Source organism: Sunxiuqinia rutila (assembly GCF_050589705.1).
GTDB classification, from domain to species: Bacteria; Bacteroidota; Bacteroidia; order Bacteroidales; family Prolixibacteraceae; genus Sunxiuqinia; species Sunxiuqinia rutila.
Map to the genome: position 1 here is coordinate 117,151 of NZ_JBNGOT010000007.1, position 20,352 is coordinate 137,502.

Annotated in this window: 18 protein-coding genes; 7 read left to right on the plus strand and 11 right to left on the minus strand. The window is 46.6% G+C overall.

Annotated elements, in window-relative coordinates; all coding sequences use genetic code 11:
* Window positions 1-3: 3 nt before the first annotated feature.
* Complete coding sequence (locus ACRD6K_RS10570) at window positions 4-180, plus strand: helix-turn-helix domain-containing protein (RefSeq protein ID WP_430973235.1); 177 nt, start codon at window positions 4-6, stop codon at window positions 178-180.
* A gap of 106 nt (window positions 181-286) precedes the next feature.
* Here the strand turns inward: ACRD6K_RS10570 and xylE are convergent, their stop codons facing one another.
* From xylE to ACRD6K_RS10595, 5 genes are all read right to left on the minus strand, one after another.
* Window positions 287-1,666 (minus strand): D-xylose transporter XylE, encoded by a 1,380-nt coding sequence (gene xylE, locus ACRD6K_RS10575; protein ID WP_430973236.1) that lies wholly within the window; start codon window positions 1,664-1,666, stop codon window positions 287-289.
* 4 nt (window positions 1,667-1,670) lie between these two features.
* Window positions 1,671-2,996: a xylose isomerase gene (xylA, locus tag ACRD6K_RS10580; protein WP_430973237.1), complete on the minus strand. Its 1,326-nt coding sequence runs from the start codon at window positions 2,994-2,996 to the stop codon at window positions 1,671-1,673.
* 81 nt (window positions 2,997-3,077) lie between these two features.
* Window positions 3,078-4,430, minus strand: a complete 1,353-nt coding sequence (locus tag ACRD6K_RS10585; RefSeq protein ID WP_430973238.1) for a Gfo/Idh/MocA family protein — start codon at window positions 4,428-4,430, stop codon at window positions 3,078-3,080.
* Window positions 4,431-4,456: 26 nt separating this feature from the next.
* Window positions 4,457-5,941 carry a xylulokinase gene (locus tag ACRD6K_RS10590; protein WP_430973239.1) on the minus strand — a complete coding sequence of 495 codons (1,485 nt, stop codon included), beginning with the start codon at window positions 5,939-5,941 and terminating at the stop codon, window positions 4,457-4,459.
* 122 nt (window positions 5,942-6,063) lie between these two features.
* The gene (locus ACRD6K_RS10595) at window positions 6,064-7,059 is read right to left on the minus strand and encodes a GntR family transcriptional regulator (RefSeq protein ID WP_430973240.1); all 996 of its coding nucleotides are present in this window, start codon (window positions 7,057-7,059) and stop codon (window positions 6,064-6,066) included.
* Window positions 7,060-7,272: 213 nt separating this feature from the next.
* Here ACRD6K_RS10595 and ACRD6K_RS10600 point away from each other — a divergent pair, with 213 nt between their 5' ends.
* Entirely contained in the window at window positions 7,273-7,839 is a 567-nt protein-coding gene (locus ACRD6K_RS10600; RefSeq protein WP_430973241.1) for a nitroreductase family protein, read from the plus strand.
* Window positions 7,840-7,891: 52 nt separating this feature from the next.
* Here ACRD6K_RS10600 and ACRD6K_RS10605 read toward each other — a convergent pair whose 3' ends face one another.
* Entirely contained in the window at window positions 7,892-8,803 is a 912-nt protein-coding gene (locus ACRD6K_RS10605; protein ID WP_299580853.1) for a proline dehydrogenase family protein, read from the minus strand.
* 317 nt (window positions 8,804-9,120) lie between these two features.
* Here ACRD6K_RS10605 and ACRD6K_RS10610 point away from each other — a divergent pair, with 317 nt between their 5' ends.
* The gene (locus ACRD6K_RS10610; RefSeq protein ID WP_430973242.1) at window positions 9,121-9,711 is read left to right on the plus strand and encodes an OmpH/Skp family outer membrane protein; all 591 of its coding nucleotides are present in this window, start codon (window positions 9,121-9,123) and stop codon (window positions 9,709-9,711) included.
* Window positions 9,712-9,785: 74 nt separating this feature from the next.
* On the plus strand, window positions 9,786-10,967 hold the full coding sequence (locus tag ACRD6K_RS10615; RefSeq protein ID WP_430973243.1) for a glycosyltransferase family 2 protein: 1,182 nt from the start codon (window positions 9,786-9,788) through the stop codon (window positions 10,965-10,967).
* A 49-nt stretch (window positions 10,968-11,016) separates the two neighbouring features.
* On the opposite strand, the gene ACRD6K_RS10620 is transcribed toward ACRD6K_RS10615, so the two are convergent.
* From ACRD6K_RS10620 to ACRD6K_RS10630, 3 genes are read right to left on the minus strand one after another with little or no spacing between them, the layout of a single operon-like run.
* A complete protein-coding gene (locus ACRD6K_RS10620; RefSeq protein ID WP_430973244.1) occupies window positions 11,017-12,450 on the minus strand; it encodes a pyridoxal-dependent decarboxylase in 1,434 nt (477 codons plus the stop codon).
* 2 nt (window positions 12,451-12,452) lie between these two features.
* Complete coding sequence (locus ACRD6K_RS10625) at window positions 12,453-12,731, minus strand: acylphosphatase (RefSeq protein ID WP_299580841.1); 279 nt, start codon at window positions 12,729-12,731, stop codon at window positions 12,453-12,455.
* Complete coding sequence (locus tag ACRD6K_RS10630; protein WP_299580838.1) at window positions 12,724-13,110, minus strand: hypothetical protein; 387 nt, start codon at window positions 13,108-13,110, stop codon at window positions 12,724-12,726. Before ACRD6K_RS10630 ends, ACRD6K_RS10625 begins: the two co-directional genes overlap by 8 nt.
* Window positions 13,111-14,089: 979 nt before the next feature.
* Here ACRD6K_RS10630 and ACRD6K_RS10635 point away from each other — a divergent pair.
* Entirely contained in the window at window positions 14,090-14,338 is a 249-nt protein-coding gene (locus ACRD6K_RS10635; RefSeq protein WP_299580833.1) for a hypothetical protein, read from the plus strand.
* Between the two features lie 194 nt (window positions 14,339-14,532).
* Here the strand turns inward: ACRD6K_RS10635 and ACRD6K_RS10640 are convergent, their stop codons facing one another.
* Window positions 14,533-15,537 (minus strand): FAD:protein FMN transferase, encoded by a 1,005-nt coding sequence (locus tag ACRD6K_RS10640; protein ID WP_430973245.1) that lies wholly within the window; start codon window positions 15,535-15,537, stop codon window positions 14,533-14,535.
* Between the two features lie 313 nt (window positions 15,538-15,850).
* Between ACRD6K_RS10640 and ACRD6K_RS10645 the strand changes: the two genes are divergently transcribed.
* Window positions 15,851-16,561, plus strand: coding sequence for a YebC/PmpR family DNA-binding transcriptional regulator (locus tag ACRD6K_RS10645; RefSeq protein WP_299580828.1), 711 nt, complete (start codon window positions 15,851-15,853; stop codon window positions 16,559-16,561).
* 120 nt (window positions 16,562-16,681) lie between these two features.
* The gene (locus ACRD6K_RS10650; RefSeq protein ID WP_430973246.1) at window positions 16,682-17,863 is read left to right on the plus strand and encodes a transglutaminase-like domain-containing protein; all 1,182 of its coding nucleotides are present in this window, start codon (window positions 16,682-16,684) and stop codon (window positions 17,861-17,863) included.
* A 513-nt stretch (window positions 17,864-18,376) separates the two neighbouring features.
* Here ACRD6K_RS10650 and ACRD6K_RS10655 read toward each other — a convergent pair.
* Window positions 18,377-20,230, minus strand: coding sequence for an alpha-1,3-galactosidase-related protein (locus ACRD6K_RS10655; protein WP_430973247.1), 1,854 nt, complete (start codon window positions 20,228-20,230; stop codon window positions 18,377-18,379).
* Window positions 20,231-20,352 lie beyond the last annotated feature (122 nt).

Genomic DNA, 20,352 nt, shown 5'->3' on the forward strand with positions numbered 1-20,352 from the left:
AGGATGAGTACAGAGAAAGTATTGGAGGCTTTGGCTGGCGCAGGCAAGCCATTAAAAGCCGGAGAAATTGCCGAGGCTTCAGGTCTGGATAAGAAAGAGGTGGATAAAGCCATGAAAGAACTGAAAGCCAGTGGACAGATCGTTTCTCCCAAACGTTGCTATTGGGAGCCTCAAAAATAGAAGAAGGGACCGTTAAGGTCCCTTTCTTCGTTTGCGAGTATTAACTATTAATCAGCCAGAAAATAATTTTCAACTTTATTACACCTAAATTAAAATCAACCAAAAATTATTTTTGAAGCAGGTTTTCCATTTCTTCCAGCGTTTTTCCCTTGGTTTCCGGAACCATCTTCCACACAAAGAAGAACGATAGCACACTCATCGCTCCGTAAAAACAGTAAGTCACGCCACTGCTAAATTCCATCATGGCCGGGTAGGTGGATGAAATGAAATAGTTGGCGGCCCATTGGGCAGCCACTGCGATGGCCACAGCTTTCCCTCGAATCTTATTGGGGAAAATCTCTGAGATTAAAACCCAGGTGATTGGACCCCACGACATCATGAACGAGGCGGTATAGATGATGATGAATACCAGCGTGCTGATGCCAATGATTTGCATAAAAGCCAGTGTTCCGATGGCAAACATGCCAATGGCCATACCAATGGATCCAACCATCAGCAAGGGCTTGCGTCCCCATTTGTCAACCGTAACAATGGCCACAACGGTGAAAATCACGTTCACCAGTCCCATAACCACGGTTTGCAGCATCGAAGCATCTTTTTCAGCCCCCATGCTTTCGAAAATGCGCGGAGCGTAATACAAGGCCACGTTGATGCCTACAAACTGCTGAAACACAGAAAGCAGGATCCCGATGATAATGATCACTTTGCCATAGGCGAATAACCGGGCTGAGGATTTTTCAACGGTATTTTTGATCTCCTGAAAAATTTGCCGTGCCTGTTCCTGTCCATTTATTTTTGACAGAATAGCCAAGGCTTCTTCATCTTTATGATTTAACGCCAGGTAACGTGGTGTTTCCGGAACGAAAAAAAGCAAGATCCCAAAGATACCTGCCGGAATCGCTTCCGAGGTAAACATTCGTCGCCAGCCAATGGTGTTGATCCATTCCAAAGATTGGCCATTCGCAATTCCCCAGTTTACAAAATACACCACCAACATTCCGAAGATAATGGCAAACTGGTTGATTGATACCAAGCGTCCGCGAATGTCAGCCGGGGCAATTTCGCCAATATACATGGGGCAAACAGCAGAGGCTAAGCCAACGCCAATGCCGCCAATGATGCGGTAAAAGTTGAAAGTATAAAGCAGACCCATGGTAGGCTCGCCTTTGGTGAAAAAGAGAAATTCCGGATTTCCGGAGCCCAGCGCACTTAGGAAAAAGAGCAAGGCCGCGAGCATCAGTGACTTTTTTCGTCCAAGGTGTTTGGCTAACAAGCCTGATAATCCGCCTCCGATGATACAGCCAATCAGCGCGCTGGATATGGTAGCACCATGCACCCAGGAGCTTAGGCCGAGTCCGTTGATCAGATAGGCTTGAACCGATTTTTCGGCTCCGGAAATAACCGCCGTGTCATATCCAAAAAGCAAACCTCCAAGCGTTGCCACCAAGGTGATGGCAACGATATAGAGTGAATTTTGTCCCTTCATATTGCTAGATGTAGCAGTTTATAAGCTGCTCGAACATTTCTTGTTTTCCACTACGTTGTTTCGGTTCGCCAATTTCTTGGGCTGCAGCATACAAGTCTTCCAGACTTAATTTGCCGGCATCAAATTCGGCTCCCTTGCCTGAGTCGAAAGAGGCATAGCGCTCTTTGCGCAATTTCAGATAATCTGATTCTTTCAGAATTTTATCTGCAATAATCAGACCGCGGGCAAAGGTGTCCATTCCGGAAACATGAGCAATGAAAATATCTTCCAGGTCCGTAGAGTTACGGCGGACTTTGGCATCGAAGTTAATGCCTCCGTGGGTGAAGCCTCCGGCACTGATAATTTCCAACATGGCTTCCGTTGTTTCGTAAATGTTGGTTGGAAACTCATCGGTATCCCAGCCATTTTGGTAGTCGCCCTTGTTGGCGTCAATTGATCCGAGCATGCCGGCATCGGCTGCCATGCGCAGTTCATGGGCAAAGGAGTGTCCTGCCAGGGTGGCGTGGTTCACCTCAATATTAATTTTGAAGTCGTCCGCTAAACCATTTTTTTCCAGGAAGCCCAAAATCGTTTGTGTGTCGTAATCGTACTGGTGTTTGGTGGGCTCCATGGGTTTGGGCTCAATCAGGAAAGTCCCTTTAAAACCTTGCTTTCGACCATAATCGCGTGCCATGCGCAGGAATTGCCCCATGTGCTCCAACTCCTTCTTGGTATTGGTGTTTAGCAGGCTCATGTAACCTTCGCGTCCGCCCCAAAAGACATAACCGGTTCCGCCTAATGCAATGGTGGCATCAATGGCATTTTTAACCTGAACTGCAGCCTGGGCAACAACATCGAAATCAGGGTTGGTAGAGGCACCATTCATGTAACGGGGATTGGAAAACACATTGGCCGTTCCCCAAAGCAGTTGAATGCCAGTTGCCTGCTGACGGGCTTTGACTTCATCAGTCATTTTAACCAGGCGTTTTTCAATTTCGAAAACCGAAGCGTCACCCACCAGATCCACATCGTGGAAGCAATAAAAAGGAGCCCCAATTTTTGAAATGAACTCAAAGGCGGCGTCCAAACGGTGCTGGGCTAAATCCATTGGGTTTGAAGCACCATCCCATGGGAAAACCTGTGTTCCTGGTCCAAATGGGTCTCCGCCATGATCACAGAAGGTATGCCAGTAGGCTACTGCAAAACGCAGGTATTCTTTCATGGTTTTGCCACCCACAACACGGTTTTCATCGTACCATCTGAATGCCAGCGGATTTCTTGATTCCGGTCCCTCGTATTTGATCTTATCAATACCCGGGAAATACTCTTTGTTACCTTTAAATACAGTCATGTTCTATTGTTTTATGGTTATTTATCTTTTATATCCAGCGCAAATAATTGGGGCTGCAACCAGTCGCATGATTCGTACAGACTACCAGAGGTTTTCGCCATAAGACCATCCCTCCCGAACAGGTTCTTTGATGTAGTCATTTAATTCAGGGCGGTTTGTGATCTTCATATTTTGAGCGTCATAGTCCAGTCGTCCTCCAAATCGTTGGGCCAAAACACCCACCTGCGCCATTTCCATCAGGCTGGCTGAATAGTCAAAGTTTGAACCGGGCAAGGTTCCGTTTTTTATGGCATCAACCCATTCTTGTACCGGTTTTTCTTCGCCTACGCGGGGGATCGTTTGAGCTGGTGGATTTTTCAGGAATTCCTTCATTTCTTCCTCAGGAACCAACAGGCGTGCGTCATTGGGTCTTCCACCTGTGATCAGTGTCTTTTTGTCTCCAATCATGATCATGCCACTTCCCGGCAGTTCATCGACGCCCCATTCGGGTCTGACGACTGGTTTTTCAAAACCTTCGTACCATTTCATGGTCACCGGAGCTTTGTTGCCACGCGCTGCAAACTGCCAGGTAACTAAAGATTCTTCGGCAACAAAACTGTGGTCGGGAACCGGGTCTGTGACAATGGCCTCCACAGTATGGGGTAATCCTAAATCTAAAGCCCAAAAAGGAGCATCGAGCGTGTGGCAGCACCAGTCGCCTAATTTCCCGTTTCCATAGTCGTAAAAGCCCCTCCATGTTCTTGGAGCGTATAAGTTGTTGAATGGACGTTCAGGAACCGGTCCTTGCCAGAGATTCCAGTCTAGTCCTTCGGGTACTTTTTGTTCTTGCGGCGGAAAAGTTGTTGGTTTGCCAAAATAGCTATCTTTTTCAAAGTTAATTTTGCCTTGCCAGGCAATCACTTCCTTGACTTCTCCAAGTACACCTGCTTCGTACCACTCTTTTGTCAAGCGAATTCCGTTGGTCGTATGTCCTTGGTTACCCATCTGTGAGACAACACCATAATGTTTGGCTGCTTTTTGCAAGGTGCGTAATTGCCAAATATTGTGGGCCAATGGTTTTTCAACAAACACGTGTTTACCTAACTCTATGGCGGCCATTGCTGCCGGAAAGTGAGTGTGGTCGGGTGTGGCGATGATGACGGCATCAATGTCGTTTGCCATTTCGTCAAACATCACTCGAAAGTCTTTGTATTTTTTCGCATTGGGGCGTGCTTCAAATCCTTTTGCTGACATCCGGTCGTCAACATCACACATGGCGACAATGCTTTCTGCTGGAACCTGGGTCCAGGATGCGGCACCCCGGCCTCCAACACCAATTACGGCAAAATTCAGTCGGTCGCTTGGAGAACAGCTAATCATGCTGGGAATGAATACAATGCCAGCTGCTGCTGCAGAGGCTGATTTCATAAATGATCTTCTCGAAAAGTTTTTCATAGGTATTTGGTTTAAAGTCGTTCGGATTAAATCATTTTTTCAAGTTCTGCTTTCCATGTTCTGTAGGCTTGCTGATAAGCTTCAGACTGGCTGGTGGCAGGTTCAATGGTTTCCAGTTTGGTCAGGTTTTCAAAGGCTTCTGCAGCGGATTTATAATAGCCTGATCCAATGCCGGCACCCCGGGCGGCACCAATTGAACCATCTGTGTTGTATAGTTCGATGGTTGCTCCGGTAACGCCAGCCAGCGTTTCCCGGAATATGGGGCTCAGGAACATGTTGGCTTTTCCGGCGCGAATGACTTTGGCATCGATGCCAATGGTTTTCATCACCTCCATGCCGTACTTAAACGAAAACACAATACCTTCCTGGGCTGCACGGAAAACATGAGCCTGAGAGTGAATGTTGAAGTTGATTCCGGCAAAGGAGGCACCCGGATTCTGGTTTTCCAGCACACGTTCGGCGCCATTGCCAAAGGGCAGAATACTTAGGCCTTCAGCTCCAATGGGGACTGTGGCAGCCAATTCATTCATTTCGGCATAGGATAAAGCACCATTGCCAACCTGGTGGTTAAGCCATGAATTCAGAATTCCGGTTCCGTTGATGCAAAGCAATACGCCCAAGCGGTTGGTTGCCGACGAATGATTGACATGGGCAAAGGTATTGACCCGGGATTTTGGATCGTAAGCAACTTGCTCGCTCACCCCATAAACTACGCCTGAGGTGCCCGCTGTTGTGGCAACTTCTCCCGGATTCAGTACATTTAGCGAGAGCGCATTGTTGGGCTGATCGCCTGCCCGGTAACTTATTTTTGTGCCTTTAGCCAGGCCCAGTTCACGGGCAACTACTTCGCTTACTTCACTCTGAACTGAAAAAGTGGGTACAATTTCGGGAATGAAGGAAGCTTCGAATCCGTAATAGTCCATCACCAGTTTGGAAACTTCGCTTTTTTGAAAATCCCACAAGATTCCTTCAGATAAACCGCTGGCTGTTGTATTGATTTGCCCGCTCAGTTTCATGGCAATATAATCACCCGGCAGCATGATTTTATGAATCCGGTTGTAGTTTTCCGGTTCATGGTCTTTCACCCATTTAAGCTTGGAGGCTGTGAAGTTGCCTGGCGAGTTTAACAGGCTTTGCAGGCACTGTTCTTCTCCAATTTCAAGAAGTGCTTGATGCCCGATGCTGGTTGCCCGGCTGTCGCACCAAATGATGGACGGGCGAATAACTTGCTGCTGCCTGTCCACCATGACTAAGCCGTGCATTTGGTAGGATATGCCAATTGCATCGATTTGGTGTGGTTCAACCTTCGATTGGTTGAGAACGTCTTTCAAAGCCAGTTTAAGGTTTTCCCACCATTGTTCGGGATCTTGTTCGGCCCATCCGGCTTGTTGTGCCACAATTTTCATTTCCTGTTTGGGATGGAACGAAGAGGCGAGACAGGCGCCATTTTCGCCCGCAATAAGGGAAACCTTGACAGATGAGCTGCCGATATCAAAGCCGAGTAGGTACATAGTTTTGTGCTTATTGTTAGGTTTTCTTCTAGGTCAATCCGTTCTGTTCTGGTATGGTTGCAAATTTAGAGATCGCTTGTTCGATTTCAAAGTACCCAAAAGATGTTGTAAAGCAGATTTCGTTAGAGTGATTGCCTTACCGTCAGTTTAGTTGGAACACAAAAGTGAATCGGTTGGCCGTTGGTGACAAATTCAGCAGCCTTTCGGCCCATCAATTCAAAGTCGGTTGAAAGGACCGTTATGCCGTTTTTGACATACTTTTTCATGGGGGTTTCGTTGTAGGAAATTACCCCCACCTCTTGTCCCGGTGTGAGTTCCTTTTGATCACATTGGTCCAGAAAACGAGCCAGCATGCGGTCGCTGACCATCAGGTATAAATCTCCGGGCTGAATATCCAGCTTTTTGGAATCCTTCAGCACCTCACCCGGAATCTGATGATCTTGACAAAACTGATTGAAGTAGGTGATGGAATCTTTTGGATGATAGGTGAATTCAGGATATAAATAAATGAATCGTTTGTATTTGCTAATGAGTGCGATGTTGCTTTTGAACGAAGTGTATAGAGTTTCTCCAAAATCCTGGTAAACGGCTGAGTTCGCTTCGTTGGCATGAATCCGCCAGTCAATGATCAGCAGTTTGTTTTTGGGAATCCGGTTGATGGTTTCCGGTACTCGTTCATGGTCAAAGTTCATCACAATGTAGTTGGTGTATTTGCCAATGCTTTCTTTCAAAATAGTTTCAAATACATTGATGTTGTAGTGATGAAAATGCAAGTCGACAGTAACATTCGGGGGCAAATTCTCTAAGAAGGAGCCGTACAAAACTTCTTTGTAGGCTTTAAAGGTGTCTAAAAACAGAAAGACTTTGGTGGTGGCTTTGGCCACAAAATAGCCCTTGTTCGGCACCGATTCAATGGTTCCCCTGTTTTTTAGCTCAGCATAAGCTTTAAAAACGGTATCACGCGACAATTCACTTTCCTTGCACAGCTGGTTTACTGACGGCAGAATATCGCCTACTTTCAGCAGGTTTTTGCTGATGGCTTCGGTTACTGCGTCAATCAGTTGTTGAAATTTCAATTGGTTCGAAGTTGGATCAATCCGGAAATGGAATTTACTCATGATTTTCAGTTCTTAAGGTGTTCTGTTCTGGTATGCAAACTTACAAAACAAATTCAAAAAAGGGCGGTGTTTTTTCTGTTTTTGTGCTGGTGAATCTGATTCCAACACACAGCGTGAGCTGGCTGACCGCTAGAAAAGGAAGTCTTGGATTCATTTGGGTGAGGTGATTTTTTTATCTTGTGGCTTGCTTTGCACAACTAAAAATCAAAGATCATGTTGAAAGAATTGATTCTGAAGAACAGAAGTTTTCGTCGTTTTAAGGAAGGTGAGCGAATCAGCCCGGAACAGTTGCGGAATTGGATTGATTTGGCGCGCTGCTCTGCAAGTGCACGCAATGCGCAATCGCTCAAATATGTTTTGGTGACTGAAAAGGCTGACTGTGAAAAGCTGTTTCCGTTGCTGGCTTGGGCGGGCTATCTGAAGGATTGGTCGGGCCCGGCAAAAGGAGAGCGCCCGGCGGCTTACCTGATCATGCTGAATGACCGGGAAATCAGCGATAACTATTTTTGTGACCATGGCATTGCCGCTCAGAGCATGTTGCTTGGAGCTGTTGAGGAAGGCTATGGAGGCTGCATCATCGCTGCGGTGAATCGTAAAAAGCTGAGTACGCTTTTCAATTTAAGCGACCGGTATGAAGTGGTGCAAGTGTTGGCCTTTGGAAAACCGGACGAGGAAGTTGTTTTGGAAGAAATGGATGGTGATGACTACAAATACTGGCGTGATGAGCAAGGCGTTCATCATGTGCCTAAACGTTCATTGGATGATCTGATTGTAAGCTAACAACTCACCAGGCGATCGCTTTTGAAACCGCCTTGTGAGTTGTTACCCGTTTTTAACTCCTGATAAACAAAGCCTTGATGATGTGGCTGGCTATTTGGGGATTTTCTTTCAACCGACGGGTGGAGTAGTTAAACCATTGTTCGCCAAAAGGAACATAAACCCGCATTTTATGGCCGGCCTGCACCACGGTGTTGCGCAACTCCGGGGTTACTCCATATAGCATCTGAAATTCATACATGGATGGAGGAACCTGATAGCGCTCAATGAGTCTAATGGCTTCTTTTACCAGGAACTTGTCGTGGGTAGCAATGCCGGCATACATCTTGTTTTTGAACATGAACTCCAGGTCTTCCAGAAAATGGGTTCGAACTTCCTGATAGTCTTTGAAGGCAATTTCTTTCGGCTCAACATAAATTCCTTTGCACAAGCGGAAGTTCAGGGGATAACCATTGCTCGGAAACTTACTGAAATCGGTTAGATCATCGAGGGTGCGCCTCAGGTAAGCTTGAACGACCAGCCCTACATGCCCACTGAATTCCTTTTTTAGCTTTTTGAAAAGCTGCAATTCAATGTCGACACATTGCGAGTCTTCCATGTCGATTCGGACGAAATTGTTCTTTTCAGCGGCTTTGGCTACAATTTCGCGCAGGTGTTGGTAGCAAACTTCCTGGTCAATGAGTAAGCCAAACATGGTCGGCTTCAACGAGAAGTTGCCTTTGATGTTTTCACGGGTAAAGCGATCAATAATTTCGAGGTACTGATTTTTGTTTTCTTCGGCTTGTTCCAGGTTCGAAATAAATTCGCCCAACAAATCGATCGTTACTTCAATATTTTGTGCATTAAGTTTGCGTGAAACCTCCAGCCCATCTTCAATTCTTGTCCCGGCGATGTATCGCTTGCTGAACTGCCAAATCAAGGTTTTTGGCATGTACGGGAGCAAGTTTGCAATCATCTTGTTCAACATGTTCTTTTGATTAGTTTAGTTTATACGGTTTTCAACTAACCTAAAATACGTATTCAGGGGCCTCTGTGTCAATGATGTTTGTCAGCGAAAAGGCATGACTTTGCGCATGTTTTTCCCTTGATGCCTTTCCAAAAAAATATTGGCTGAAAGCTGCAATCCTAATTTTAAATTTTTATTTTTGGCTCAAATTATTTTGAGAGTGAAAATTAGTTGAAAAGGGCCTGATTTGTTCTTTGCCGGATACTACGCTAACAAATACTGCTCGTTTCAATTGGTTTTGTCGTCTTTCTGAAAAAATAAAATCTAATTTGAACAAAATGAAAAATTCTTCATTGATCCTGAACTTGGTTTTGGCTGCTGCAGTCATTGTGATTTATGTGTTACATTTTAGTGGAAAAAGTGCCGGAGAAGCTAGTTTGAGTAATTCTACGGATGTGGGTTCAACTTCCGGGTTGAAAATTGCCTATATCAAAGTTGATTCTCTGATTTTGAATTATGACCTGGCTGAAGAATTGCATGATGAGTTCACCAAAAATCAGGAAGCCTATACCAAGGAATACACCGATAAGCGCTCGTCTTTTGAAAAACGTGCTGCTGCTTTCCAGGAAAAAGTACAACGGGGTGGTTTCCTGACTCAGGATCGTGCCATTCAGGAACGTGATCGTTTGGTTGGAGAAGAACAAGAGATTTTAACCTTGGATCAGGAACTTTCTACAAAACTATCAGAAATGCAGGCTGCCAACAATAAAGAATTAATTGATAGCCTGATGAACTACCTGGAAGAGTTTAACAAAGACAAAAAATACAACTACATTTTGAACGCTGGAAACGTGTTGATTGGCGATGATGCCCACAACATTACCAAAGAAGTTTTGGATGAAATGAACCTGCGTTACAAAAATAAGTAAGCAACAAAATACGCTTAAGCTTAGCGACTGAATCCGGACTTTGTCCGGATTTTTTTTATCCCTAACTTTCCTGCATGACTTTTGCCAATCGCTACATTCAACGCAATATTAACTACCCCGCATGGGTTTCAGAGATGCCCGCAGCAGACCTGGGCATGATTGTGGTAATCCCCTGTTTTGATGAGCCGGATATCCTGCGAACCATTCGTTCGCTGGCTGCATGTCAGCCGCCCAGGCAACAGGTTGAAGTGATCGTTGTGGTGAACCAGTCGGAACATAGCCCGGAGACGGTGACCCTTCAGAATCAACAAAGTATTCAGGAGCTGGAAGCCTGGCAGCAAAGCGAGAAACCGGCTTTCTTTCAGCTTCATGTTTTGGTTCCGCCCCCTTTTCGGAAAAAGCATGCCGGGGCCGGGCTGGCCCGCAAAACGGGCATGGATGAAGCCATCCGACGCTTTGCTGCAATCCATAATGCCGATGGGTTGCTGATTTCGCTGGATGCCGACACGCTGGTTGCCCCCAATTACTTGGTAGCCCTTGAGGAGCATTTTCAAAAGGCCCCCAGGGATGTTGCAGCAACTCTGAAATTTGAACATCGGATTTCGGAATTGGCAGAAGAGCGCCACCGGCAAGGCATGCAACTGTACGAAACCTACTTGCATTATTACAAGCAGGCGATGGCCTTCACAGGCTTTCCGCATGCGATTTACACCATCGGTTCAGCCTTTGCTGTGCGCGCCGAAGCATATGTGAAGCAGGGTGGGATGAACCGTAAACGGGCGGGCGAGGATTTCTATTTCTTGCATAAACTGGCGCAGGCGGGGCACATTGGCGAAATTAACCAAACCTGCGTTTATCCTTCGGCACGCATCTCGCACCGGGTTCCTTTTGGTACCGGGCCGGTGCTTAGGAAGTGGCTTGAGGGGGACGAAAGTCTGACGCAAACCTACAACTTTCAGGCTTTTCAGGATTTAAAGCAATTGTTCGACCTGTTGCCAGCGCTTTATGCCGGAAACAATACCCTGGCACTGTTGAACCAACTGCCAGCGCCTTTAAAGGCTTTCCTGACAGAAGATGGGTTTCTGGCCTCGCTGGAAGAAGTCCGCGCCAATGCTGCACGTTATAGCAGTTTTCAGAAACGCTTTTTTGCAAATTTCAATGCGTTTAAAATGCTGAAATTTCTGAACTTCACCCATCCTCACTGCTATCCTTTGCAGGATTTGGATGAAGCTTACCGGCAACTCAAGCAAACTTGAATGGCCTGATAAGCGTGTGATGTTTATTTCATTGCTATTCCTCAGGCGTTCAAGCCAGTTGTGCAGCTGTTTGCTGAATCAAGGCCCAGGCTCGTTCTACATGTTCTTGCCGGGTTTGCGTTTGCCCCACACTCATGCGTAGCCAGAATTGCCCATTCAGAACGGTATGTGTCAGAAAGATTTTACCACTTTTATTTAGCGTGTTCATCAGCTCCTTATTGAAAGCGTCTCCTTGCTTGTGCCGGAAACAAACCAGGTTGAATGGCGGTTGGTTCAGCAATTCGAAGTCTTCCGATTTATCAACCCAGGCAGCCAACTCTTGCGCCAGGCGGATGTGCTCGCTGATGTGGTAGCGCAGTCCTTCCAGGCCATAATGCCGAATAACAAACCACAGTTTTAATGCCCGAAAACGACGCCCCAGCTGGATGTGCCAGTCGCGGTAATCAATCACGGCTCCTTTTTCGCTTGCTTCATTTTTAAGGTATTCCGGCAGAATGCTTAAGGTTTTGATCAGTACTGTTTTGTCGGTAACATAAAAGCAGTCGCAATCAAAGTTGGTAAATAGCCATTTATGTGGATTGAAGGCGTAACTTTTGGCCAATTCAAGGCCATCGAATGCAGCGCGGTACTCGGGGCACACGGCGGCTGATCCGGCCATGGCGGCATCAATGTGAAGCCAAATGTCGTAACGGCGGCAGATTTCTCCAATGGCCCGAATCGGGTCAACAGCATTGGAGGAAGTGGTGCCAATGGTTGCGCAGGCAAAAAACGGGATAAAGCCTTCCTCCAGGTCCTGCTTGATCTGCTGTTCCATTTTCTCCGGATCCAAGGCAAAATTTTCATCCACCTCTACAATGCGCAGGTTGCGTTCACCAACGCCAATCACTTTAATGCCTTTCTCCAGCGAAGAGTGCGTTTGCGACGAGGCATAGGCTACAATCTTGGGGCAACCTCCCAGCTTGTTGGTTCCGAAATTGGTTTTCATTTCGCGGGCACAAAGCAAGGCGGTAATCAGCGCGTTGGAGGCGGTGTCCTGAATAACCCCGCCACCGTTGTTGGTGGTTTTAAAGGCCTGTGGCAGGCCCATCATGTCAACCAGCCAATCCATCACATGACTTTCCAGCTCGGTGCAGGCGGGGCTGGTGGCCCACAGCATGCCTTGAACGCCCAGTCCGGCCGAAAGCAGCTCGCCCAGAATGGATGGTCCGGAGGTGTTGGACTGGAAGTAGGCAAAGAAACTGGGGGATTGCCAGTGGGTGATTCCGGGCATAATGAATTGTTCCACATCCTTCATCATGGCATCAAAGCTTTCGCCTTTTTCCGGTGCATTGGGGGGCAGGTTCTTGCGAACATCACCGGGGCTTACCTGCGATAAAACCGGATAATTTTCGACTTGCTCATAGTAGTCGGCGATCCAGTCAATAAGTTTTTTGCCCTCCTCGCGAAATTGCGCCGGGCTCATATGGTAGTTTTGTGTTGTCATGGTTAATATCGGATGCTAAAATCGCTGTAATTGGCGTTTGGTTCTAGTTTACTTTGGTTTAATTGGTCGGTTCGGCTATAGCCGTTTCCTAGTTTCAGGTAATCGATAAAACAGTTCAAATCCTTTTCCCGGCCTTCTACTTCCAGTTCCACTTTCCCGTTGGGCAGGTTTTTTACCCAGCCATTCAACTGGCATTCCTTGGCTTTTTGATGAACAAAATGCCGGAATCCAACACCTTGAACCCTTCCGGAAAGTAAGATATGACGTCTGGATTTAGCCATGATTGACCGGTGCTTCTTCGGGAGCTTTCCCAAATTCAGTCACCACATCCGGATGTACCAGTGCCCAAATGGAATAGATGCCGACACCTGTTCCAACCGGGAAATTGAAAATAGCCAGAACCGACAGGATTAAAACCAGGATGCGGGCCCATTCTTTTCGTTTAATTAAGCCAAGTCCGCCAATAATGCCAGGGATAGCCACCAGGATGAAAAGAACGGCAATGACATTGGCCACAATTGATAGGACGAGGTTGGCTTCCGCGTCGTCGGAGAAATCTCCAACCAAATGCAGAATGGTATAAATTAAGAGGGCGAAAAGTATTCCGAAGATGCTGTAGCCAATTTGCAGGGCTGCAACAATATTGATGTGTTTTTGCATGATGTGATTTTTGCTTTAAAATTAGCAAGAATGTTTGAGATTTGCACGAGCTTGATGTGCTCTTCTGCTTTTATTTGACCTGCAAATGAGCAGTTTTCTGACCGAGTGCAATTTTTTAGGTCCAGCTCTTCCTCTCAAAGGGGCAAATCCTGCTTTTCCAGATAGGTCTAAAGCCAACCGTGGCTGGATCGGATTTGGAATCCATAAGGTCCAACTGTTAAATAGCCCATCTCCCCCTTGTTTGAGCGAAGCGGTAACAAGGGGTTCGCTTGGTGTCGTTTTTAACGACCATTAAAAAATCGGCTAACTTTTATTTCTCGCGCTGTAGAAATGAAAACTGATAGCTAACTTTTACTTCTCGTGCTGTAGACGTGAAAATCGGCAGCCAGCTTTTATTTCTCGCGTTGTAGAAATGAAAATCAGCGGCCAGCTTTTATTTCTCGCGTTGTAGAGATGAAAACTGACAGCAAACTTTTACTTCTCGCGCTGTAGAAGTGAAAATCAGCAGCCAACTTTTACTTCTCGCGCCGTAGAAATGAAAATCAGCGGCCAGCTTTTATTTCTCGCGTTGTAGAGATGAAAACTGACAGCTAACTTTTACTTCTCGCGCCGTAGAAATGAAAACTGACAGCCAACTTTTGCTTCCGGTGCCGCGGAAATGGAAATCAGCAGCCAGCTTTTACTTCCGGTGCTGCGGAAATGGAAATCAGCAGCCAGCTTTTACTTCCGGTGCTGCGGAAATGAAAATCAGCAGCCAGCTTTTGCTTCCGGTGCTGCGGAAATGAAAATCAGCAGCCAGCTTTTGCTTCCGGTGCTGCGGAAATGAAAATCAGCGGCTAACTTTTATTTCCGTAACACAACGAAAGAATTTAGCAACTATACGGCCTATCAGACTGTTATTGAAAATAGACCAGTAGTCATTACGATTAAACTGGATTTTTAAGTATTTTTGCAGCACTTATAAAGAAAGGAGAGAACCATGGAATTTTTGCTAGTATTTGGCGTTGCTGTAGCCTTGGTGGCCCTTGCTTTTGTTGGGTTGGCCATCCGCATTTTAGTTCAGAAAAGGGGGAAATTCCCGAACCTGCATATTGGAGCCAACAAACACATGAAGGAGCGCGGCATTACCTGTGCCCAGACTTTTGATAAGATGGAGCAGGCAAAAGCCAAACGTCAATTAACATTTAAACAACTTTCACTGATTGAGGATAGCCCCGGTGGATGTTGATAATTTGCAGCTCAACCGAGCTTAGGGTGCAATCAGCCGTCTTTTTATCATTAAAGGACGGCTGATTGTTTTTTTGTCGAGTTCTAAGTAGTCGGTTGTCAGTTATCGGTTTTCAGTTATCGGTTGTCCGATACTCACGACTTCTTTCCCCGTTCTCCTGTTTCCTTACTCCTTTCTCCCTTTTCCCTTCTTCGCTACTCGTATTCCTTTTTCAGCAGCTTTTTAAATCCCGGGCTTACATAGGTTTGGTAGTTCCCGTTTGGGTCTGAATAAATAAAGTACACATCAATCTCCGGGTCAGCTTCGGCTATGGCGATGGATTTTTCCAAACCACTCACCATAAATGCCGTGGCATAGGCGTCGGCCGTCATGCAATTGTCGGCCAGTACCGTTGTGCTCAGCAGGCTGTGCTGAACGGGGTAGCCGGTTTTCGGATCGATGGTGTGGGCGTATTTTATGCCATCTTCCACATAGAAATTGCGGTAATTGCCCGAAGTGGCCAAGGCTCTGTCCTGCAGTTCAACAATCGCTTTTAGCTTTTGCTGGGTGAAAAATTCGTTGTCATCGGGTTTGCTGATCCCAATTGACCAGTAGTTTCCTTTGGCATTTTTTCCTTTGGCAACCACTTCGCCACCAATCTCAGCCATCAGGTTTTTACAGCCCTGGCTATACAAATAATCCGCCACCATGTCGCAGGCAAATCCTTTGGCAATGGCACTGGCATCGAGCATGGTGTTGGGATGATCCTTCATAAGCTGACCGTTTTCGAGATGTACTTTTTGGTAGCCAACCAGCTGCTTGAGCGAGTCGATGAGTTGGGGGGTAACCTGTTCTTTGTTTTTGAACCCAAATCCCCAGACATTCACCATCGGAGCCACGGTTATGTCGAAGGCGCCATCGGTGAGTTCCGAAATTTTCTGAGCCTGCTTAAAAATGGTGATAAAGAGCTCGTCCAGTTCGGTGGGTTCATTTTTATTCACCTTCGAAATGGTTGAGGTTGAATCGAAGGTGGACATGGATTGGTTCAACTCCATCATAACGGCTTCAATTTCCGGCTGAAGGTCTTTCCCTTGCGGGCTTTCATAGGTAACATGATAAATTGTTCCGTAAATATACCCCTCGTTTGAAATGTACTGAGCCGGTTGTTGGCAGGATGCCAGCGCGAAAAGAAGGAGGGAAAGAAGGTAAAATGTTCTCATTGATCTTGTGTTTTGAAGTTGTCCTTTAAGCGGTTGAGCCTTTGTTTTGAGCTGATGGGCGCCACAGGGCTGTTTGCTGGTGTAAATATAGCGCATTCCTGTTTGTTGTGGTAATTTTTGAACTTCTTCCATCCAGATACCTTGCTTTTTATCGGGAGCACAATTTACGGGACAAGAAGTGTGCTTGCAGGTTGTTTTCCAGCTGATTGATGCTTTAGGGGCTTCTTTTTTGGCTTTTCAGAAACATTCTTGGATGATTATTTTTAATTTTGCGTTCGGAAAAATAAAACATTCACACTAAAATATTTGAACTGTGGGAAGAGCATTTGAATACCGGAGAGCAGCCAAGGAAAAACGCTGGGGGCATATGTCCCGAATTTTTCCAAAGTTATCACGATCAATCACGATGGCCGCCAAAGAAGGCGGGCCTGATCCGGATATGAATGCCAAATTGCGGACGGCCATTCAAAATGCGAAAGCGCAAAACATGCCTAAAGACAATATTGACGCGGCCATTAAGCGTGCGGCAGGAAAAGATGCCAGCGATTATACCGAAGTCAACTACGAAGGCAAAGGGCCTCATGGGGTATTGATTTTTGTTGAATGTGCCTCTGATAACACCACCCGTACGGTGGCCAATGTGAAGTCGTACTTCAACAAAGCTGGTGGTAGCCTGGTGCCTACAGGTTCGCTCGAATTTATGTTCGACCGCAAAGCGGTGTTTCAGTTTGAAGCTTATGAGGGGCTGGACCTGGAAGAACTGCAACTGGAATTGATTGACGCCGGACTGGAAGAAGTGGAGCAAAATGAGGACACGGTTTACGTGTATGGCGATTATACCAGCTTTGGAACACTTTCGCAGGCGCTGGAAGAGTTGAAGATTGATGTGAAAAAATCAAGTTTGCAGCGTATTCCAACATCGGCTGTCGAGTTTACCGAAGAACAACTGGAGGATATTGAAAAACTGCTGGACAAAATTGAAGAAGATGACGATGTACAGCAGGTATTTACCAACATTGCCTGATTTGAATTTGAAATAAATAAAACAGAACGAAAAGCTGTTGTCCGTTGGACAGCAGCTTTTTTTGTGCACAGAGGCCGGCAAATAGTTCTGCGATAGCTTAAAAACAATTATTTTTGTGGCATGAGAACAATTTATACCTTTTTGGTTTTGATCCTGGTAGTTGCTTCTTCCTGCCAGACCCAATGGACAAAAGAAGAACAAGCACAGTTGGAAACGGCTTTCAATAAAGCCGGAGAGAATCGGGTGGAGTTGGAGAAGGCCTTGGAGCAAGCACCCAAAGAGCACCGTAAGGCGGTGTTGTTTTTAGTGACAAACATGCCTGAGCGGGATTTGACCTCGTTGACTGCAGACTTTATTCTTGAAAATACACGGGTGGCCTATCAGGCGCGCGAGCAGTTTGCCTGGTGTCAGGCTTTGCCCGACTCCGTTTTCTTTAATGAGGTACTGCCTTATGCCAGCCTGAATGAGCGACGCGATAACTGGCGTCAGGATTTTCTGGACCGGTTTACACCGCTGGTGGCCAATTGCTCCACCATTTTTGAAGCCGTGGACTCGGTGACTCAAAATATCAAGGATGTGGTGAAGGTGGAGTACAACACCAAACGCCGCAAAGCCGATCAAAGTCCTTACGAATCGATGGAACAAGGGATGGCCAGCTGTACCGGCCTGTCCATTTTGTTGACTGATGCCCTTCGGGCTGTCGGAATTCCTGCGCGTATTGCCGGCACTCCGCTGTGGACGAATATGCGCGGAAATCATACCTGGGTTGAAGTTTATTTGGATGGCGAATGGTACTTTACCGAGTACTATCCGGATGAATTGAATAAAAGCTGGTTTTTGGCCGATGCCGGAAAGGCTGACCCCGAAAAACCGATTCATGGCGTTTATGCCACGTCGTTTAAACAAACGGGCTTGAGCTACCCCTGCGTGTGGGACGAAGACATTCAATACATTCCGGGCGAAAACGTAACGGCCAGGTACATTCGCTTATACGAAGAGCAGGTGAAGAACAGTGCGTTAAATGACGATGAGTTGTTGGTTGACTTTGTACTTTACCAAAACCAGGATACTACCAAGGGCGACAACCGCGTGTCTGATCGGGTGGAGATTTGGCAAGGCGATAAGAACATCGACTTTGGATATTCACCAAGCACGATTGATGACCTGAATAAGTTTCTGAAATTTAAGTTGAAAAAGAATTCAGCCTACACCATTCGTTATGCCGATGGCAAGGGTGGTCAGCTGGAAGAAAACATTGAAACCGGCAATCAGGCCGACCTGGTTAAACTATACCAGGAATAGACATTTACAGGCTTTTGGCCGAATCAGAAAAGGCGATCAAGACAGTTCATAAAACTGCTTTGATCGCCTTTTTTCGTTGGAGAACGGAGGCTTGTTTGCCAACTCCGGATCTTCTTCTTCCTTGGGCGAAGATTCCGCGCGAAACATGGAAACTACCCGCCAGCCCGTGCGAAATACTTCCTGGTTCGAGGAATGTACCCGCCCTTTGCTGGAATGATATCCATGACCGGCCGGACGATGGTGCTTGATTGTGCGAGGAACTCCACTATTCGTGGAATGAACTCACTCTTTGGTGGAATGATGTCCGCAACTGACCGGACGATGGTGTCTGGTTGTGCGAAGTACTCCACTTCCCGTGGAATCAACTTACGGAGTGATGCGAACAACCCAACCACCTGTGCGAAGCACTTGCTGCAGCTCCGGACGAACTGCAGGCCTCGGCAAACGTCATCCTGTTGCGGAAAAAACCTAAGCCGATCCGGAGTTCTGCACTTCATGTGTCAGTTGGTAAAATTATTCCTCAATGGTTACTGAACCTGGTGCCGAAAGCTCTGTGCGGACGGCTTCGTTCCAGTTCATTTCCTTTCCAAACTGGTTGTTGCTAATCTCAATGTTGTTCACCTTTTCAAAAAAGAACGGATGGGTATTCCAGTGGAATGGCTCAAACTCGTTGTTGTATTGAATGGTGTTGTTTCTGAAAATCAGTCCGTCCGTTGATTTGGCATACAAAATCGGTTGGTCGAACATATCGAAGGTGTTGTTTTCGATGACGATTCCCGAGTGGAAAAACTGCTGTTGGTCTTTCAGGTTCGGAATTTCGGGATAAATGGAAATAACCGCATTGGTAAACTGGTAATTGGCCGTCAACGCATTCACAAAGCGGTTGTTGCGGATCAGCACATCTTTACAAGCGCCTGTTTCGAACCAGCCATTGCAGTCGCCGCAAAGGAGGATGGCGGTTCCGTGTGTGTGGTCGAACAAGTTGTTTTCGCAAACCACTCTTCGGGGGGTGCTGAACAGCGTGCCCCGCGCACGGTTGTTCCGGATGATGTTGTCTGAAAAGATCACTTCGGGTGTCCAGCTCAGGTTTTCAATGCCAAAACTTCCTGCTTCCGAAATCTGTTCAGGAAGGTCGTTGGTGAAAACCAGCTGAAACTCTTTGGCCCCAAACTCCGTGGGCTGGTCAACAGCCTGAATCGATTGGATGGTATTGATGTGTTGGTTCACCAGTTCCATCTTTTCCGATTCCACAAACTGGACGCTGTCGCCAGGCTCGCCCCATTTAAATCCCCAGGCTTGCGGATGCATGTAGCGCCCCTGCAAGGTGCGGTTGTCAATACGTTTGGTTACTTTCAGGTAAGTTCCGTGCACGTTGATGGCATCGTCGGCCATGCCTTCATACAGTCCGTTTTTAGAAATAATCACCCCTTTGCAGGCCGAAAAGTGCGTGGCATCAGCCTGGGTCGTGAAAAAGCGTTCGTCATCCTTGCCTCTCAGGCGCACGCTGAACCCGTCCAGGGTAATGTTTTCGCTCATTTGAGCCACTAAGCCCATCCCTTCGGCGTAGTGAACCGTTACTTGCTCGAAGCTGGTATTGGTACACTCGCTGACAAAAATACCGGGAGTGGGACGATGATAGGAGCGAAGCACAAAACGTTCGCCGGGCGATGTGTGGGTGAGTTGTCCCCATCCTTTAATGCTCAGGGTGTTGGGTGATTGTTCTGAAACCGATGCCGGATTGAAGGCCACATCAGCACGCTGGTAAGCCAGTCGTTTGTCGGCCCGGAAAGGCATGCATACGTACGGGGTAAACTCGTAGCTTTCGCCTTCCACCACCAGTTTGCTGTCCTCAATGCGGTAGTTTCCTTTCGGATAAATTTCGGCAATCACTTCATCGGCCTCTTTATTCACCGCGGTAATCTTTAATTGGCGCAGTGCCGGAACTTCAAAATCAATATGCACATTTTTCAGTGTGACATTGGTGTTGTTCAACAAGGCAAAAGGAATCATCCTTCCGTGGAAGATGAAGTCAGATCCTTGTCCGTCCAGCGTAATGTTTTTCAAATCTTCAAGCGCAAATCCCACTTTCTTCGGGTTGTCCTGGTCATGATTGGAGATGTAGTACTCACGGGTAAAGGAGCCGTCCTCGTAAAAGTCGTACCGTCCTTTGGGAAAGGTAACGGTTAGCGGCGAATCATCTTCCCGCGACTGCAAATGCTCCATTAATTTTACGGCGGCAACCGATGCATTTTCCTTTGAATCGGGTTGAACGCCGAACGTGTCGAAGGAGATTGTTTGGTGCGACTGAGAGCAACTGAAGCACAAAAAGAATAAAGTCGTTAATAGTAATGTAGTCGTTTGTTTCATACCTGTTAATATGCTATTTATAAATGTAGATTGAGTGTTGTAAAATCTTTTGCTAAAATAGCTAAACTATTGCGATCGATGAACCAAGGAGAAGGTTGACTTGCTGTTTTGTGGTATTTGTT

What these genes read in the sequence shown, in the direction of transcription:
- ACRD6K_RS10570 (WP_430973235.1), top strand. Translation starts at nt 4, where the DNA reads ATGAGTACAGAGAAAGTATTGGAGGCTTTGGCTGGCGCAGGCAAGCCA.
- ACRD6K_RS10595 (WP_430973240.1), bottom strand. Translation starts at nt 7,059, where the DNA reads ATGAGTAAATTCCATTTCCGGATTGATCCAACTTCGAACCAATTGAAA.
- ACRD6K_RS10655 (WP_430973247.1), bottom strand. Translation starts at nt 20,230, where the DNA reads ATGAAACAAACGACTACATTACTATTAACGACTTTATTCTTTTTGTGC.
- ACRD6K_RS10615 (WP_430973243.1), top strand. Translation starts at nt 9,786, where the DNA reads ATGACTTTTGCCAATCGCTACATTCAACGCAATATTAACTACCCCGCA.
- ACRD6K_RS10585 (WP_430973238.1), bottom strand. Translation starts at nt 4,430, where the DNA reads ATGAAAAACTTTTCGAGAAGATCATTTATGAAATCAGCCTCTGCAGCA.
- ACRD6K_RS10620 (WP_430973244.1), bottom strand. Translation starts at nt 12,450, where the DNA reads ATGACAACACAAAACTACCATATGAGCCCGGCGCAATTTCGCGAGGAG.
- ACRD6K_RS10600 (WP_430973241.1), top strand. Translation starts at nt 7,273, where the DNA reads ATGTTGAAAGAATTGATTCTGAAGAACAGAAGTTTTCGTCGTTTTAAG.
- xylE (WP_430973236.1), bottom strand. Translation starts at nt 1,666, where the DNA reads ATGAAGGGACAAAATTCACTCTATATCGTTGCCATCACCTTGGTGGCA.
- ACRD6K_RS10640 (WP_430973245.1), bottom strand. Translation starts at nt 15,537, where the DNA reads ATGAGAACATTTTACCTTCTTTCCCTCCTTCTTTTCGCGCTGGCATCC.
- ACRD6K_RS10625 (WP_299580841.1), bottom strand. Translation starts at nt 12,731, where the DNA reads ATGGCTAAATCCAGACGTCATATCTTACTTTCCGGAAGGGTTCAAGGT.
- ACRD6K_RS10630 (WP_299580838.1), bottom strand. Translation starts at nt 13,110, where the DNA reads ATGCAAAAACACATCAATATTGTTGCAGCCCTGCAAATTGGCTACAGC.
- ACRD6K_RS10635 (WP_299580833.1), top strand. Translation starts at nt 14,090, where the DNA reads ATGGAATTTTTGCTAGTATTTGGCGTTGCTGTAGCCTTGGTGGCCCTT.
- xylA (WP_430973237.1), bottom strand. Translation starts at nt 2,996, where the DNA reads ATGACTGTATTTAAAGGTAACAAAGAGTATTTCCCGGGTATTGATAAG.
- ACRD6K_RS10605 (WP_299580853.1), bottom strand. Translation starts at nt 8,803, where the DNA reads ATGTTGAACAAGATGATTGCAAACTTGCTCCCGTACATGCCAAAAACC.
- ACRD6K_RS10650 (WP_430973246.1), top strand. Translation starts at nt 16,682, where the DNA reads ATGAGAACAATTTATACCTTTTTGGTTTTGATCCTGGTAGTTGCTTCT.
- ACRD6K_RS10610 (WP_430973242.1), top strand. Translation starts at nt 9,121, where the DNA reads ATGAAAAATTCTTCATTGATCCTGAACTTGGTTTTGGCTGCTGCAGTC.
- ACRD6K_RS10590 (WP_430973239.1), bottom strand. Translation starts at nt 5,941, where the DNA reads ATGTACCTACTCGGCTTTGATATCGGCAGCTCATCTGTCAAGGTTTCC.